12 protein-coding genes are annotated in these 14243 nt (G+C 33.1%); 6 read left to right on the forward strand and 6 right to left on the reverse strand.

Going from position 1 to position 14243, the window contains the following annotated elements:
- Nucleotides 1-543 (forward strand): hypothetical protein (locus AB1410_04510; GenBank protein MEW6455961.1); only part of this gene is annotated, 543 nt, incomplete at its 5' end.
- On the opposite strand, the gene AB1410_04515 is transcribed toward AB1410_04510, so the two are convergent.
- From AB1410_04515 to AB1410_04530, 4 genes are all read right to left on the reverse strand, one after another.
- Nucleotides 526-2346 carry a tetratricopeptide repeat protein gene (locus AB1410_04515; protein ID MEW6455962.1) on the reverse strand — a complete coding sequence of 607 codons (1821 nt, stop codon included), beginning with the start codon at nucleotides 2344-2346 and terminating at the stop codon, nucleotides 526-528. The genes AB1410_04510 and AB1410_04515 overlap by 18 nt on opposite strands.
- Nucleotides 2347-2451: 105 nt before the next feature.
- Nucleotides 2452-3048: a TlpA disulfide reductase family protein gene (locus AB1410_04520; protein MEW6455963.1), complete on the reverse strand. Its 597-nt coding sequence runs from the start codon at nucleotides 3046-3048 to the stop codon at nucleotides 2452-2454.
- Between the two features lie 11 nt (nucleotides 3049-3059).
- Nucleotides 3060-4079 (reverse strand): 6-bladed beta-propeller, encoded by a 1020-nt coding sequence (locus AB1410_04525; protein MEW6455964.1) that lies wholly within the window; start codon nucleotides 4077-4079, stop codon nucleotides 3060-3062.
- 44 nt (nucleotides 4080-4123) lie between these two features.
- Complete coding sequence (locus AB1410_04530; GenBank protein MEW6455965.1) at nucleotides 4124-4393, reverse strand: hypothetical protein; 270 nt, start codon at nucleotides 4391-4393, stop codon at nucleotides 4124-4126.
- Between the two features lie 223 nt (nucleotides 4394-4616).
- Between AB1410_04530 and AB1410_04535 the strand changes: the two genes are divergently transcribed.
- The gene (locus tag AB1410_04535) at nucleotides 4617-6056 is read left to right on the forward strand and encodes an amino acid permease (GenBank protein MEW6455966.1); all 1440 of its coding nucleotides are present in this window, start codon (nucleotides 4617-4619) and stop codon (nucleotides 6054-6056) included.
- A 10-nt stretch (nucleotides 6057-6066) separates the two neighbouring features.
- Here AB1410_04535 and AB1410_04540 read toward each other — a convergent pair whose 3' ends face one another.
- Nucleotides 6067-7608, reverse strand: a complete 1542-nt coding sequence (locus AB1410_04540; protein MEW6455967.1) for a sodium-dependent transporter — start codon at nucleotides 7606-7608, stop codon at nucleotides 6067-6069.
- A gap of 623 nt (nucleotides 7609-8231) precedes the next feature.
- On the opposite strand from AB1410_04540, the gene dnaG reads away from it, so the two are divergent.
- The 4 genes from dnaG to AB1410_04560 all read left to right on the forward strand — a co-directional run bounded on the left by dnaG (nucleotide 8232) and on the right by AB1410_04560 (nucleotide 13933).
- On the forward strand, nucleotides 8232-9971 hold the full coding sequence (gene dnaG, locus AB1410_04545) for a DNA primase (protein ID MEW6455968.1): 1740 nt from the start codon (nucleotides 8232-8234) through the stop codon (nucleotides 9969-9971).
- Between the two features lie 3 nt (nucleotides 9972-9974).
- On the forward strand, nucleotides 9975-11627 hold the full coding sequence (gene rpoD / locus AB1410_04550) for an RNA polymerase sigma factor RpoD (protein ID MEW6455969.1): 1653 nt from the start codon (nucleotides 9975-9977) through the stop codon (nucleotides 11625-11627).
- Nucleotides 11628-11641: 14 nt separating this feature from the next.
- Entirely contained in the window at nucleotides 11642-12733 is a 1092-nt protein-coding gene (locus AB1410_04555; protein ID MEW6455970.1) for a D-cysteine desulfhydrase family protein, read from the forward strand.
- Between the two features lie 255 nt (nucleotides 12734-12988).
- On the forward strand, nucleotides 12989-13933 hold the full coding sequence (locus AB1410_04560) for a histone deacetylase (GenBank protein ID MEW6455971.1): 945 nt from the start codon (nucleotides 12989-12991) through the stop codon (nucleotides 13931-13933).
- Here the strand turns inward: AB1410_04560 and cutA are convergent.
- A complete protein-coding gene (cutA, locus tag AB1410_04565; GenBank protein ID MEW6455972.1) occupies nucleotides 13930-14241 on the reverse strand; it encodes a divalent-cation tolerance protein CutA in 312 nt (103 codons plus the stop codon). The two genes, AB1410_04560 and cutA, sit on opposite strands and share 4 nt — an antisense overlap.
- Nucleotides 14242-14243 lie beyond the last annotated feature (2 nt).

Raw genomic sequence — 14243 nt, forward strand, 5'->3', positions numbered from 1 at the left:
GGCTTCAGCTTCCTGAATAACCTGAAGCTTAAATTCAGGGCTAAATACTCTTTTTTTACCAGACACTTGCTGCCTCCTTACATAGATAGTGTCTTATTTTTTTGTCCTATGCAAGGGGTGCACTCCCCAGTGATTTTAGGATATGATTTAAAGAAAGATTCTGAAGAAGATGTAAAAAAACCTTTTAAGATAGATCAATCAAGGATATACCCTTCAATTGAAAACATATTCTCCCAAAAGGATAAACTCATCATATTCACCCAGATAAAGAAAAAAGAAGGTTATGAGGAGAATGTAAAATTAGTGCTTAAGATAGAAAACTCTGAGAAGATCCTGTGGAGAAAAGATGTAGACATCTCGGATACACCTTCTCTTTTAAACATATTTGAATCACTCTCCCTTGAGAAATTCTCACCCGGAAAATACAAATTAAGTGTTTCTCTTCTTAAAGGCAAGAATCAGATTGATTCAAAGGAAAAAGAGTTTTCAATTCAAAAAGAACCTGTTCCAAGACAGTGGATTCTTTCAAAGATATGGAAATAAATCTTCAGTCTTTAAATCTTTGATTAATTTAAAAGCCTCCTCCTGATTTTTCCCACCCAGGCTGATGTGCTTTTCAAGGAAGAATATAGCTTTATCATTTTCATCTCTATCATAGTAAATCTTACCTAAATCAAAGTAAGCTTCAGGGTTGTTAGGCTCAAGTTCAATTGCTTCCTCAAGCTCTTCTATAGCCTTAGATATTTTGTCTTTTTTTATGTAGAGGGAGGAAAGGGAAATATGGGCTCTGTAGGATATAGATTCTTTGTGGACAATCAAAGATACACTCAGTCCTTCCTCTATGAATTTTTCTTTCATTTCTTTTTTTGAGATTTTGGGTAAATCATACTCTATCGCTTTTCTCCATTCCTCCTCTGATTTATCAAACTCATTTAGAGCAAAGTATGCACATCCTAAGTTATAATGGGCCAGGGGATCTTTCTCAGAGATCTCAACTGTTTTTCTATACTCCTCTTCTGATTTAGAGAAATTTCCCTCTCTAAAGTATATGTTTCCTAAAAGGTCATGGGCCTCAAAGAAATCCTTTTTAGTTTCAATTGCAATTAAAGCATAATTTTTAGCTTTGAGGAGTTGATTCTTCATAAAATGCAACTGACCTAGGTTGTAGTTTATGTAAAAACATCCTCTATCAATTTGAGTTGAATAGGTTAAAATCTTTATAGCCTCATCTATTTTTCCCTCTCTTACTTTAAGTATTGCTCTTTCATTTAGTAAAGGGAGGAGCATAGAAGGTTTGATGTTGTAGTGTTTTAAGTTATCTAAATCTATTCCATGCTGTAGAAGTCTTTCAAAGTCTATCTCATAAATTGTTCCAAATTTTATTTTTGACTCTAAACCAATGAAAAAAAGAGGAATTTTTTTAGGGGAGTAATCTTTTGGAGAAATCTTTATTCCTAATTTCTCAAACTCCTCTTTTGCTCTATCTACTTTTCCAAGGTGAAAGTATGCTCTTCCCATGTTTCTCTTTGAATCTAAATCATCTGGAGAAATCTTTAGAGCTTCTTCCCATGTATTTATAGATTTTTCATAATCACCTTTGTTATAAAGTATACATCCTTCATTTTTCTTTGCTTCTAAAAAATTAGGGTTTATCTTCAAAGCATCATGGAGAGAATCCAATGCTTCTTTTTCTTTTTCTGAGTAATAAAGAAGATAGCCTTCTATAAAATAATCTATTTCGTCCTTTTCTTTTTTAATTGAAGAAATTCTTTTAAAGTTTTCATAAGCTTTTTTATAATCCTTGATATATACATATATATCAAGAAGAAGATACCTTGTATCCAATTCATTGTATCCAGCTTTTAATGCTGATAAGAGTTTTTTCTCTGCTGTTTTGTAATCTCCTTTCTTCCTTAGTGTTAATCCTCTTCCCATGTAGAGAAGAGAAATATTTTTATCAGATAAATGAAATCTTCTCTTTCTTAATTGAGGAAAACTTTCTACCCAGGATCTTCCTTCTTTATCAACATATATAGGACCTCTTAATCTTTTCTCAAGCTCAATTTCATCTTCAATCTTAAGAAACTCTTTAAAAGCTGATTCGAAATCTTTTTTCAGATAAAATGAAATTCCTAAAAAAAGGTCAATATCATAATTCATTGGAAAAGAATCTTTTAATTTTTTTAAAATATCTATTGCTTCATCGACCATTCCAAGGTTTAGATATCCATTCACAAGGTCTAAAAGGAAATCGACATTACCTGATTCATATTTAATTCTTTGGGCACTTACAAAATCACTTATTATAATAATTAAAAAGATGATAAAAAATAATCTTTTAATCACTTTCAAATTTTCCCTTTTTATTTTAATTATAAAAATTTTTTATATAAATTAAAAATTTTTTATTATTGATTCTCTTCAAGAAAAAAATATTCCTTTTTAAAATTATCAAGAATAAATTTGAACTAGCTTTTCCATCAATTTTATTAATTTAACCTGATCTTCTTGGATACTATGAGGACCATCAATAAACAATATGACTCCTTTAGGATCAATAAAAAATTTTAAAGGACTCCTTCTTATCTTAAATTGTTTAAATAAATCAGGTTTTTTAATAATAGGAAAGTCTATTTTAAATTCTTGCTTAAAAAGTTTCAGTTCTTCCATATTATCAGTATGTGAAATCCCAATAACTTTTATAAATTTGTATTTCCTGTGGATTTTCTCCCATACTGAGGCTTCTTCCAAACAGGCTGGACAATCTTTTAATGTGAAAAAAATTACAAAGAGAAATTTTGAATTGGATGAGTTTGAATTTTCTTCTAATGTATCTTTTGGAAAAGATGTGCCAAGAAATTCAATTGTACTGATATCAATAGAAAATGAGTTAAATATATCATGAGAAATTATAATCACATTATAGAGAATGGAGTATTTTTTTATATTATTCCTAAGTTCTTTATTTTTTATTAAAAGATTTATGTTTAAAATTATAAAAATTACTGAAAGAAAATAAATTATTTTTTTGAAGCTTGGGTATTTCAATTTGTTCTCTTTTATTTTTTTAACAAAATTTTATATTTTCCAATTTCATATTTTCTCTCATCCCTATTTGAAAATTGGTTTGAATGAAAATATAAGTTATCTTCTGTATCCTTACTCATAAGCCTATGGGAAGTCAGAATATTCTGTGCAATAAGTTTTCCATCTTTGTCAAAAATATCGATTGAATATTTTCTTTTATCATAGAGAATAAAAGAGATTATTAATATTTTGTTTTTCAGTACTAAAATATTGTCTATGTAGCTCCATTTTTTATACCACTCTCTCATTATTGATGGAAATCTTGAATACTCAGGAAGTTTATCTGGAGGAAAAATATATTTACTGTTAGGATTTTTTATTACATTTTGTAATTTCCCATCAGCATTGAATTTATAAATTTCATAAGTTATCGCTAACGCCGCGAATATATTTTCTTCTTTATCAAAATCAAAAAATGCATCTGCCAGTCTCATATTAAGTTTATAAAATTTTTCATTAGGGGATAAGAATGAGTTTATTAATATTCCATTATGATTGAATTTTCTTATGAAAAAACCTTCTTTTTCTTTTATATAGTGAAACCCCGCAATAAAAATTTCATTCTTAGAATTTACCTTTATATCTCTACAACTTCCTATATAAAAGCTTCTTATAAGTTTTTTATTGTTTCGGTTAAATTTTTTAACAACCCTAAGACCTAAATCGCACACATATACATAATTCTTATCTACATAAATTCCTATAGGAAATTCAAATTCTTCAGGACCTTTTCCTCTTCTACCGAATGAGTCAGTTAAATTTCCTTTCTTGTCAAATTTTTTTATGTTTCTATTTCTAGCATCTATTATCCAAATATTATCAGATTCATCTATTCTCAATTTTACTATTGAACTTAATTGAATTTCTCTATTCTGTTGTAAATTTATAATTTCAACTTTTTTAAAAAAATTCTTAAATAATTTATTATTGCTTTTTATATCTTTGATATTTAGAAATAATAAAAATAATAAAGAAATTAGAACTTTTATCACTTTCATATTTTGAAAAAAATAAGGTGGCCTACTAACTTTTGAATTTAACACTCAAGAGCTGGATCGTAATCCGGACAACAATCGTTTCCTCCTTCAAAACAATAACACCAGCAGGTGAGCTGGTCAGGCGGACCATAATAATAACATTCCCAATGTCCTGTAGGTTGTAAATTTGGGTCTCCTCCGCACGGCATCAGAGGAACAACTTGAGCAGAAGCTGATTTTGAACTGTTAGTGTTAAATAAAATAGAAAGATTCAATATCATCAAAGAAAAAATTGTAATCATTATTAATTGTTTTAAAAGTTTTGTCATTTTCTTCCCTCCTTTCAATTCTTAATTTTTCTTGGCCACCTTATTTTTCATATTTATTTTTTTAGCATTAAAAAAAGATAAAGTCAAGTCATCTAAGGCTCTATGTCAAATTTTGTGATATACATAATAAGGAGACAATTGGTAGAAAAGAAACGGGAAATTATCTTTTCTTAACAGAAATCTTGTGTTATATAAAATAACATATCATCATGGAGAGGAAAGGATGGGGAAGAAAATAGAGAATAATTACAATCAAGTTGAATTTGTAAAAGGATTGGGAGTGGTGGATGCTACAAACATTGTTATAGGGTCAATGATTGGCTCTGGAATATTTATCGCTCCATCTTTAATGGCAGGGTACATACAAACACCAGGAATTCTTATTTTCTTGTGGTTGATCGGAGGTATCCTTACTGTATTTGGTGCCTTAAGCTATGGCGAACTGGCATCATCATTTCCAAGAGCTGGAGGCCAGTATGTATTTTTAAAAGAGGCATATTCTCCTATATGGGGGTTTCTTTATGGATGGACCCTTTTTCTTGTAATACAGAGCGGATTTATAGCAGCTGTTGCAATTGCTTTTTCAAAATTTCTTGGAGTATTTTTACCTTTTATCGGTGAAGAAAAAGCTATTTTTACTTTATCTCTTTTTGGTCAGAATTTTATTTTTTCTTCTGCCCAATTAGCCTCAATAATCTGTATTGGAATATTAACTTATTTAAATATTCTTGGAGTTAAATCTGGAGCTTTGATTCAGAATGTTTTTACATTCTCAAAAGTTGGAGCAATATTACTCCTAATTTTATCAGCTTTTTTAATAGGAAAAGGTTCTTTTCAGAACTTTATTCCATTGGTGAAACCTGTTCTGCCAGGTTCAATTTCAATGGGACTTTTTGCAGCATTAGCAGTCGCCATGAGCAAAGCTCTTTTTGCCTATGATGCCTGGTATACTGTTACCTTTGTTGCTGAGGAAGTCAGGAATCCTCATAAAAATATACCACTTTCCATGTTCTTTGGTACTGGAGCAGTTACTTTAATATATACACTCACAACAATGGCATATCTTTTTATCATCCCGATAGATAAAATGGCTATCGTTCCTGAGAACAGAATAGGAGCATCTGTAGCAGAATCAATTTTGGCTCAACCTGGCCTTGTGTTTATAACAATTGCTATCCTTATATCTACTTTTGGATGTGTGAATGGACTTATACTTGCTGGGCCGAGATTATACTACGCAATGGCCAGGGATGGATTATTTTTTAAAAAAGCTTCATTCCTCCATAGAGAGTATAAAACTCCTCATGTATCATTAATTTATCAGGGGATATGGTCTTCCATTCTTTCCATTTCAGGCACATACAACGACCTTCTTACTTATACAGCATTCGCCTCCCTTCTTTTTAATTCCATGACAGTGGGAGGGCTCATAATCCTGAGATATAGAAGACCAGATCTCCAGAGACCATACAAAGTATTATTCTACCCATTCCTCCCTCTTATTTATATTGCAATTGCCCTATTTTTTATTGTGTATATAATCATTGGCGATCCTCTAAACTCTATAAAAGGACTTCTACTAATAGGAATTGGAATCCCGGCTTATCTCTATTGGAGGACTCGAGGAATTAAAAACCTAAAGGGAAATTATAGACAAATATAAATAATAAGGATTAAGTCTCCTTCTCCCTTCTCTTCCATACCTTCCAGACGAGGATAGAAACGACAATAATAAATATCGCAATCATCCCCCTGGCTCCCCAGAGATAGGACTTTCTTAAAGGATCCTCACCAATCATAAAGAATTTTTTATAGGCCTCTTGATAGGTCCATGCTCCCAAGAGAATAAGAAGATAGAGGGGTGTAATATATTTCATTATAAAGTAGAAAAATCTGGGAATGCGGATATCTGCTCCTTTGTGAATCTCATTCCATGCCTTATCCATTCCAAAGATCCAGGCAAAGATGATGATCTCTGTAACAGAAAATACCACTAAACCAAAGGTTCCTGCCCAGAAGTCCAGCTCATCTAAGAATCCATATTTGAAAAAGAAGATAACGCAAAGGGTGGAAACAAATAATACAGACATGGCTACAATCACAGCCTTGGATCTTTTCCATTTTAGCTCATCCTGGAGAAAGGCTATGGCAGGTTGGGTCAAAGCCACTGAGGAGGTGATTCCAGCAATGAAAAGGAGAAAGAACCAGAGAGCACCAAAGAGTTGGCCCAAGGGGATCTTCTGGAATATGACAGGAAGGGATTGGAATCCAAGATCAAAGGCTCCACCCTGGGCGATGATCTGGGTCTCTGCTAGTCCAAAAAAGGCTACTGCTGCAGGAATGGCAATGGTTCCTCCACAGACTATCTCTGCAAATTCATTGGTGGAGGATGTGGCCAATCCTGAAAGCACAATATCATCCTGCTCTCTGATATAACTGGCATAGGTATGGATGAGCCCCGCACCAAGACTTAAGGTGAAGAATATCTGACCTGCTGCCACTAACCATATATTGGCCTCTGTCAGTCTGGAAAAACCAGGGTTCCAGATGAATCCCATTCCATTGGCAATGTTCCAGTCAGGGTGCTCAGGATTGGGGGTTCCTAAGGTAAGAACCCTTATAACAAGGATAAGAGCTAAAATGAACAATAAGGGCATCCCTATCTTGGCCAAAACCTCAATACCTTTGGAAATTCCTCTGTAGAGGAAGTAGAAATTTATGGCAAAGGTGATAATGAAAAATATCAGAGCAGGAAAAAGACTTGTAAAAAATTGATTCTGCTCAATACCCTGATATCCTCTTAGAAACTGGCCCATGAGTTCTCTGGTTTGATTTCCGAAGTATTTTCCAGTGGCTGAAAAATATGCAAAGCCTAAGGTCCAGGATTCAATGAAGACATAATAGATTACAATAGTAAAAGGAAGAATCACACCCAAGACGCCCAGATATTTGGAGATGGGGTTTCTCCATAGAACATGGAACATTCCTGGAGCTGTTCCATGGCCATGCTTTCCGCCATAACGGCCAATCCCCCATTCAACCCACATAAGGGGAATACCTAAAAGAAGGAAGGCTGTAAAGTAGGGGATCATGAAGGCTCCTCCACCATTGGCTGCTGCCTTTACAGGAAATCTCAAGAAATTTCCCAGTCCTATGGCATTTCCAGCCATGGCCAGTATCAATCCAATCCTCGTTCCCCACCTTTCTCTTTCCATTGTTCTCTCCTTTCTATTTGACTTTTTTGCCTTTTCTCAGGACATTGAAAAATGAATAGATAGATAGGAAGATTGCAATCCCCCACCCAAAGATTAAGAATATCCATCCTCCAGCAGTAAGTCCCTTCTCCATACATCCTCCTTTCTGTCTTTAAGATTATAAGAATTTAATTAACCCAGCTAAGATGATCTTCTTTTTTTCCCTCTATTCTCATTCTCCCTTTAGCTACGAGCATAAAAGTGTAATCTCAAATATCCATGTTGTCAATATTTCGATTTTCTTCAAAAATAATCTACCCGAAAGAAGATAGTTTGAAGTGCAGCTTTACTTTGATCAGCAGCAATAGTAAATATAATGTTTGACTCTAAACATTCAAGGAGAAATATTACCCTACCTGAATTCATCATAGAGAGATAAACCGTTTTCAGCCAAATAAGCAACCATGGGTATATATCCTCTAAATCCATGATAGGTTCTCTCTGCTTCTTACTTTTCTGCTTCAATTGCAACAGACGGAGTTCTCTTTTGTTTAGAGAATTTCTCTCGCGGGAATAGGGAGCCAGGTGTACCTTGACAATTAAAAAAATAAATATTATATTATAAATGATATTTTCACTATTAAATGGATTTAATCGAAAAAATTAAAGCGATATCCGATATAGTTGAAATAGCATCTAATTACACAACCCTAAAAAGAAGTGGAAGGAGATATGTAGGTCTTTGTCCATTTCACTCAGAAAAAACTCCTTCTTTTACAGTAGATCAGGAAAAATCTCTTTACCATTGCTTTGGATGCGGAGCAGGAGGAGATGTTTTTACTCTTATCGTTGAAAAGGAAAAACTAAGCTTTACTGAAGCTGTAGAATTTCTTGCAAAAAAATACAATATTCCATTAGAAAAAAAAGCTGGATATTCGGGTTTGAAAAAATTAGAAGATGATATCTTAAAAATAAATTCTCAGGCACTGAAACTTTTCCAAAATACCCTTTTCAACTCAGCTGAAGGAAAAGAAGCCCTTAAATATCTTGAAAAAAGAGGTATATCAAAAAACACTATAGAAGAATTTCAGATTGGATACGCTTCAAAGAATCCTTATTTCCTGGTAAATATCTTCAAAAAAATGTCCACTCCTATGGATCTCCTTCTAAAATCAGGACTTATAGTTCCTGCGTCTAATGATTATATGGATAGGTTCAAAGGGAGGATAATATTCCCGATTAAAAATGAAATAGGAAATGTAGTAGGATTCGGAGGAAGGGCAATCTCTGAAGAAAATCCAAAATACCTTAACTCTCCAGAAACACCTCTTTACTCAAAAAGAAGAAACCTTTTCAGGTTGGATTTAGCAAAAAAAGCTATAAAAGAGAAGGAATATGTAATATTGGTGGAAGGATATTTTGATTTAATATCGATTTACAGTAATGGATTTAAAAATGCCCTTGCATCTCTTGGAACAAGTCTTACACCTGAACAGGTTTCCTTGATAAAAAGGTTTACAGATAAGATTTATGTATGCTATGATAGGGATGAAGCCGGGGTTCAGGCGACGATAAGGGCCCTTCCGATAATATTTGAAATTGGTTTAATCCCAAGAATAATCCTAATAGAGGAAGGCACAGACCCAGATAAATTTATAAATAAATACGGAGCTGGAGAATTTAAAAAAGCCATCGAGAATTCAGTTTCATCCATAGAATTTCTGATGAAGCATTCCTTTAATTATAAAAATTCAGATTCTCTCGAAAAAAGAATTTCAATAATAAGGAAAGTCTTAGAGATAATAGAAAAAATCCCGGATTGGTTATTGAGGGGAGAGTACATTAAAGAGCTTAGTTCTTATTCCTCAATAGATGAAGAAACGCTTATGATGTATTTCAAGGAAAAAAGAAATCGAGATTCTGTATTAAAAAAGCAGGATGAAATTACTTACGCGGAAAAAATAATTATTTCCACAGCTATTTTGAATAAGGATAATTCAGGCGAGATTATCAAGAAAATTTCTGAAATGAACTTAGACAATTTCAAAAGTAAAGAAATATTAAAAGCAATAATTTCTGTGTTTGAGAAAAATCGGACTTTGGATATTTCTCAAATCAACGAGTTGTTGGACAAAGATAGCAAAGATATTCTTTATAACCTTCTTCTTTCAGAGGACAAAATCGAACAGTCTGAAAATATAAATGAATGTTTTTTAATTCTCCAAAGAATGATTTTAGAAAACAATCTAAAAGAAATCCAGCGAAAAATCAAAGAATGCGAGCTGAGAAAAGATAAAAATTCATTGCTTAGCTTATTAAATTTGAAACAAGAAATAACTAAAAAAATTATAAACCTATCAAATAAAAAAGAGGTGAATCATTAATACATGGAACATAAGTATGAAGATGAAATAAAACAGCTGATAGAATTAGGCAAAGAAAAAGGCTATCTTCTCTATGATGATATGAGCCATATACTTCCTTCAGAGTTCGATTCTCAGGAAGATATAGATAGCTTAATAAGCATGATAGATTCTTACGGGATCAAGGTTTATGAAACTGAAGAGAAGTTCAGAGAATTAGAGCAGGAATCAACCGAAGAAATCCAGGAAGAACATCCAAAAGAATTTAAAAAAACTGGAGAACCTGAAGCATTGGAAAAAGTAAGTGATCCTGTAAGGCTTTATCTTAAGGAAATGGGTGGAGTTCCTTTATTAACAAGGGAGGGAGAAGTAGAAATCGCAAAAAAAATTGAAAAGGGAGAAAAGTCAGTAATAAAAGCTCTCTCAAGGACCCCGATAATTCTAAAGGAAGTCATTAATCTTCTTGAGAAAATTACTTTAAAAAACTCACCAATAGATGAAGTAATCGATTTAAATGGAGAAGAAATTACAGAATACAAGTTGAATCAAATAAAGAATGATATTCGATCTAAACTTAAACGGTTGAAACACCTATGGAAAGGAATCCAGGCTTTAAAGGGCAAAAAAAAGAAATTTACAGTTGGAAGACTTCTTGTTACCATTACAGATATAATAAAAGAGATTGATTTTCTGCCAGAATACAAAGATTTATTCATTGAAAAATTAAGAGATGTGGAACGAGATTTTAAAAAGATTGAAGAAAAAAAACAAAAATTAATTGAAAAAGCAGATGCTACCAGAAATAGAACAGAAAAAGATAAATTAAAAAAAGAAATAAAAAAAATAGAAAACCAGATTAAGAAAAAAGAGAAAGAAATCGGGTTGAAAGCCAATGAACTTCGAAAAGTTATAAGAGATATAGAAAGGGGGAAGCATGTAGTAGATGAGTCAAAGAAACAATTGGTCGAATCCAACTTAAGACTTGTGGTATCAATAGCAAAAAAATACACAAATAGAGGACTCCAATTTCTTGATTTAATTCAGGAAGGAAACTTCGGATTGATGAAAGCAGTGGAAAAATTTGAATACAAAAGAGGGTACAAATTCTCAACCTATGCAACCTGGTGGATCAGACAGGCAATAACAAGAGCTATCGCTGACCAAGCAAGAACTATTAGAATACCAGTCCATATGATAGAGACAATAAATAAACTTGTGAGAGTTTCAAGGAACCTTGTTCAGGAATTAGGAAGGGAACCCTCCTGTGAAGAAATTGCAAAAAAAATGGATCTGCCCGTTAGCAAGGTAAGAAAAATTTTAAAAATTGCCCAGGAGCCCATATCTTTAGAGACTCCAATTGGAGAGGAGGAGGACAGTCATTTAAGTGATTTTATAGAAGATCAGGCCATTCCTTCTCCTCCAGAGGCAGTAATCCAGATGAGCTTAAAAGAGCAAATAGAGCATGTTTTAAAAACTCTAACTCCAAGAGAGGCAACGGTTTTAAAAATGAGGTTTGGATTGGGAGATGGAAACGAGCACACCTTAGAAGAAGTTGGTCAAATATTTAAAGTTACGAGAGAAAGAATAAGACAGATTGAAGCAAAGGCTCTTAGAAAAATAAGACATCCTGCCAGGGCAAAAAAACTTATTTCATTCTTAGAGAGTTCAAAAGAGTAGTGAGAGAATATAAAATGAAAATAACAAGGAGGTCTTTTTTTAAATTAGTCGCCGGAGGGATAACAGCCACTTATTCCAGTCCTTTAATGATAAATAACAATATTTCTTTCTTCTTTCCCCCAAAATCTTCGTCGATTAAAAAATTTGAGAATATACCCCATCTTAAATTTGGCTTTTATCCCACCCCAATTGAAGAATTAAAAAACTTAAGAGAAGAGCTTAAATCTCCAGTAAAATTGTTCATAAAAAGGGATGATTATACTGGGATGACGATAAGTGGAAATAAAGTAAGAAAGTTAGAATACTTAATGTACGATGTCTTAAAGAAAAAAGCTGATACTGTAATTACCATAGGTCCTTTGCAATCAAATCATGCAAGAGCCACTGCTATGTTCTGTGCTAAACTCGGGTTGAAATGTATTTTGGTATTAAATGGAAAGCCCCAGGAAAAACCAACTGCAAATGCATTATTAAATAATATGCTGGGAGCTGAAATTCATTATGTAGATACAAGGCCTGAAAGACCAGTAAAAATGAAAGAAATTGCAGAAGAACTCCAGAGCAGAGGTAAAAATGTATATCAAATTCCCCTCGGGGGATCGATTCCTGTTGGATCATTGGGATATGTAAAAGCAATGGGAGAGTTGGCTCACCAATTAAGAAAAATGGATTTAAAAATAGACTATATATTTTTTTCCTCCTCCTCTGGAGGGACCCATGCAGGAATGGAAGTTGGAAAATGTCTTTATAAGCTAAATAACATAAAACTGATTGGAGTTAGCCCGGATGACCCTGCAGATGAAATCAAAAGATATATAATAGATGTGGCAAATCCACTTTTTGAAGAGCTCAACATGAAACAAAAAATTTCCTCTGAAGATATTACAATTCTTGAGGAATACATAGGAGAGGGGTACGAAATTCCGACACCTGAATCAAACGAAGCTCTTTCGCTTCTTGCAAAAAAAGAAGGAATATTTCTTGACCCGGTATACACGAGCAAGGCAATGGCTGCTGTAATAGACTTGATAAGAAAAGGAAAATTTAAATCAAACGAAAACATCCTCTTCTGGCATACTGGAGGCACTATTGCATTGTTTGCTTGAGATTTAAGGAAGATTGGCCTTAACCTTAAAATATTCGTTGACGATTTTTTCTATAACCTCCGAAACAGAGAGAATGCTGTCTATCATCCCAGCTGCCTGACCTGCTTCTATCTCATCCCCCTTTAATTATCGGGAATCTAATGCCAAAAAGCCCAGTTATTCGAGTCAGAATAGTAATTTCACTCACAGTTAAAGATTATACCACACCTCCTTGACACATTCTTTAAAAGAATTAAAATATTAAGAGACCAAAAGATGGAAAACTTTTATAAGTATAAAAATAAATTGATGTTTCCACTTGTTTATTCAGAAAAATATTGGGCAGACATCGGCTCCCATGTTTTTCCTGTTCAAAAATTTAAAATGATAAAAGAGAGGCTTATCAAAGAAGATTTAGTAAAAATCGATAATTTTATTGAGCCAGATCTGCCTTTTGATGAAGATATTCTTTTAGCTCATACTTCAGAATGGCTGAATAAATTAAAAAATGGACTGTTAACTGTAAATGATATCATAAGATTAGAACTTCCATATGATAAATCTCTATCCGATTGGTTCTTATATACATCTGGAGGCACGATTTTAACATCAAAATTAGCTTTAAAAAATAGAGTTGGTTTTCATATAGGAGGAGGATTCCACCATGCTTTTGCTGACCACGGTGAAGGTTTTTGTGCTTTAAATGACATTGCAATTGCTCTTCTTAAATTAAAAAAAGAAGGGTTAATCAAAAAAGGAATGGTTGTTGATTGCGATGTTCATCAGGGAAATGGAACTGCAGCCATTTTTAAAAAAGACGTAGACATTTTCACTTTTTCAATCCATCAGGGTGACAACTACCCAGCCATCAAAGAAAAAAGCGACATCGATGTTGAACTATATTCAGGGGAAGGTGATGAAAAATATTTAAACATACTCAGAAATTATTTTCCAAAACTTTATAAAGAATTAATGCCAGAAATAATAATCTATGTTGCAGGTGCAGATCCTTACAAAGAAGATCAGCTGGGCGGATTGGAACTCACAAAGGAAGGGCTCATGGAAAGAGACAGGCTTGTAATAGGAGAGGCTTTAAAATTGAATATTCCTGTTGCTGTAGTTCTGGGAGGTGGATATGCTTTCAAAGTTGAAGATACTGTTGAAATCCATATAAATACTATAAAAATCTGTAATGAATCGATGGAAAAATTAAAAAACTAAATCACCTCATCAATCCATTTTAAATAATCTTTATTCCCTTTTTCTATTTTAAAAGAAATTATTTCCGGGATACTGTAAGTGTGAAGTTGTTTTATTTTGTTTTCGAGCTTTTCATACAATGAATTCTTTGTTTTAATGAAAAGAATGAATTCTTCATCTTCAGTGATATTTTTCTCCCACCAGTAAAAAGACTTGCATGATGAGGAAATTGTTACACAAGCAGCTAATTTACTTTCCACTATTGCTTTACTTAACCTCTCTCCCAGCTCTCTATCAGGAACAGTAGTAATTACAAATATGTATTCCATCA

The sequence above is a fragment of the Acidobacteriota bacterium genome (assembly GCA_040756905.1).
Taxonomy (GTDB): domain Bacteria; phylum Acidobacteriota; class Aminicenantia; order JBFLYD01; family JBFLYD01; genus JBFLYD01.

Coding starts and splice junctions, on each gene's coding strand:
- dnaG (MEW6455968.1), top strand. CDS start 8,232: ATGGATTTAATCGAAAAAATTAAAGCGATATCCGATATAGTTGAAATA.
- rpoD (MEW6455969.1), top strand. CDS start 9,975: ATGGAACATAAGTATGAAGATGAAATAAAACAGCTGATAGAATTAGGC.
- AB1410_04530 (MEW6455965.1), bottom strand. CDS start 4,393: ATGACAAAACTTTTAAAACAATTAATAATGATTACAATTTTTTCTTTG.
- cutA (MEW6455972.1), bottom strand. CDS start 14,241: ATGGAATACATATTTGTAATTACTACTGTTCCTGATAGAGAGCTGGGA.
- AB1410_04540 (MEW6455967.1), bottom strand. CDS start 7,608: ATGGAAAGAGAAAGGTGGGGAACGAGGATTGGATTGATACTGGCCATG.
- AB1410_04560 (MEW6455971.1), top strand. CDS start 12,989: ATGGAAAACTTTTATAAGTATAAAAATAAATTGATGTTTCCACTTGTT.
- AB1410_04535 (MEW6455966.1), top strand. CDS start 4,617: ATGGGGAAGAAAATAGAGAATAATTACAATCAAGTTGAATTTGTAAAA.
- AB1410_04555 (MEW6455970.1), top strand. CDS start 11,642: ATGAAAATAACAAGGAGGTCTTTTTTTAAATTAGTCGCCGGAGGGATA.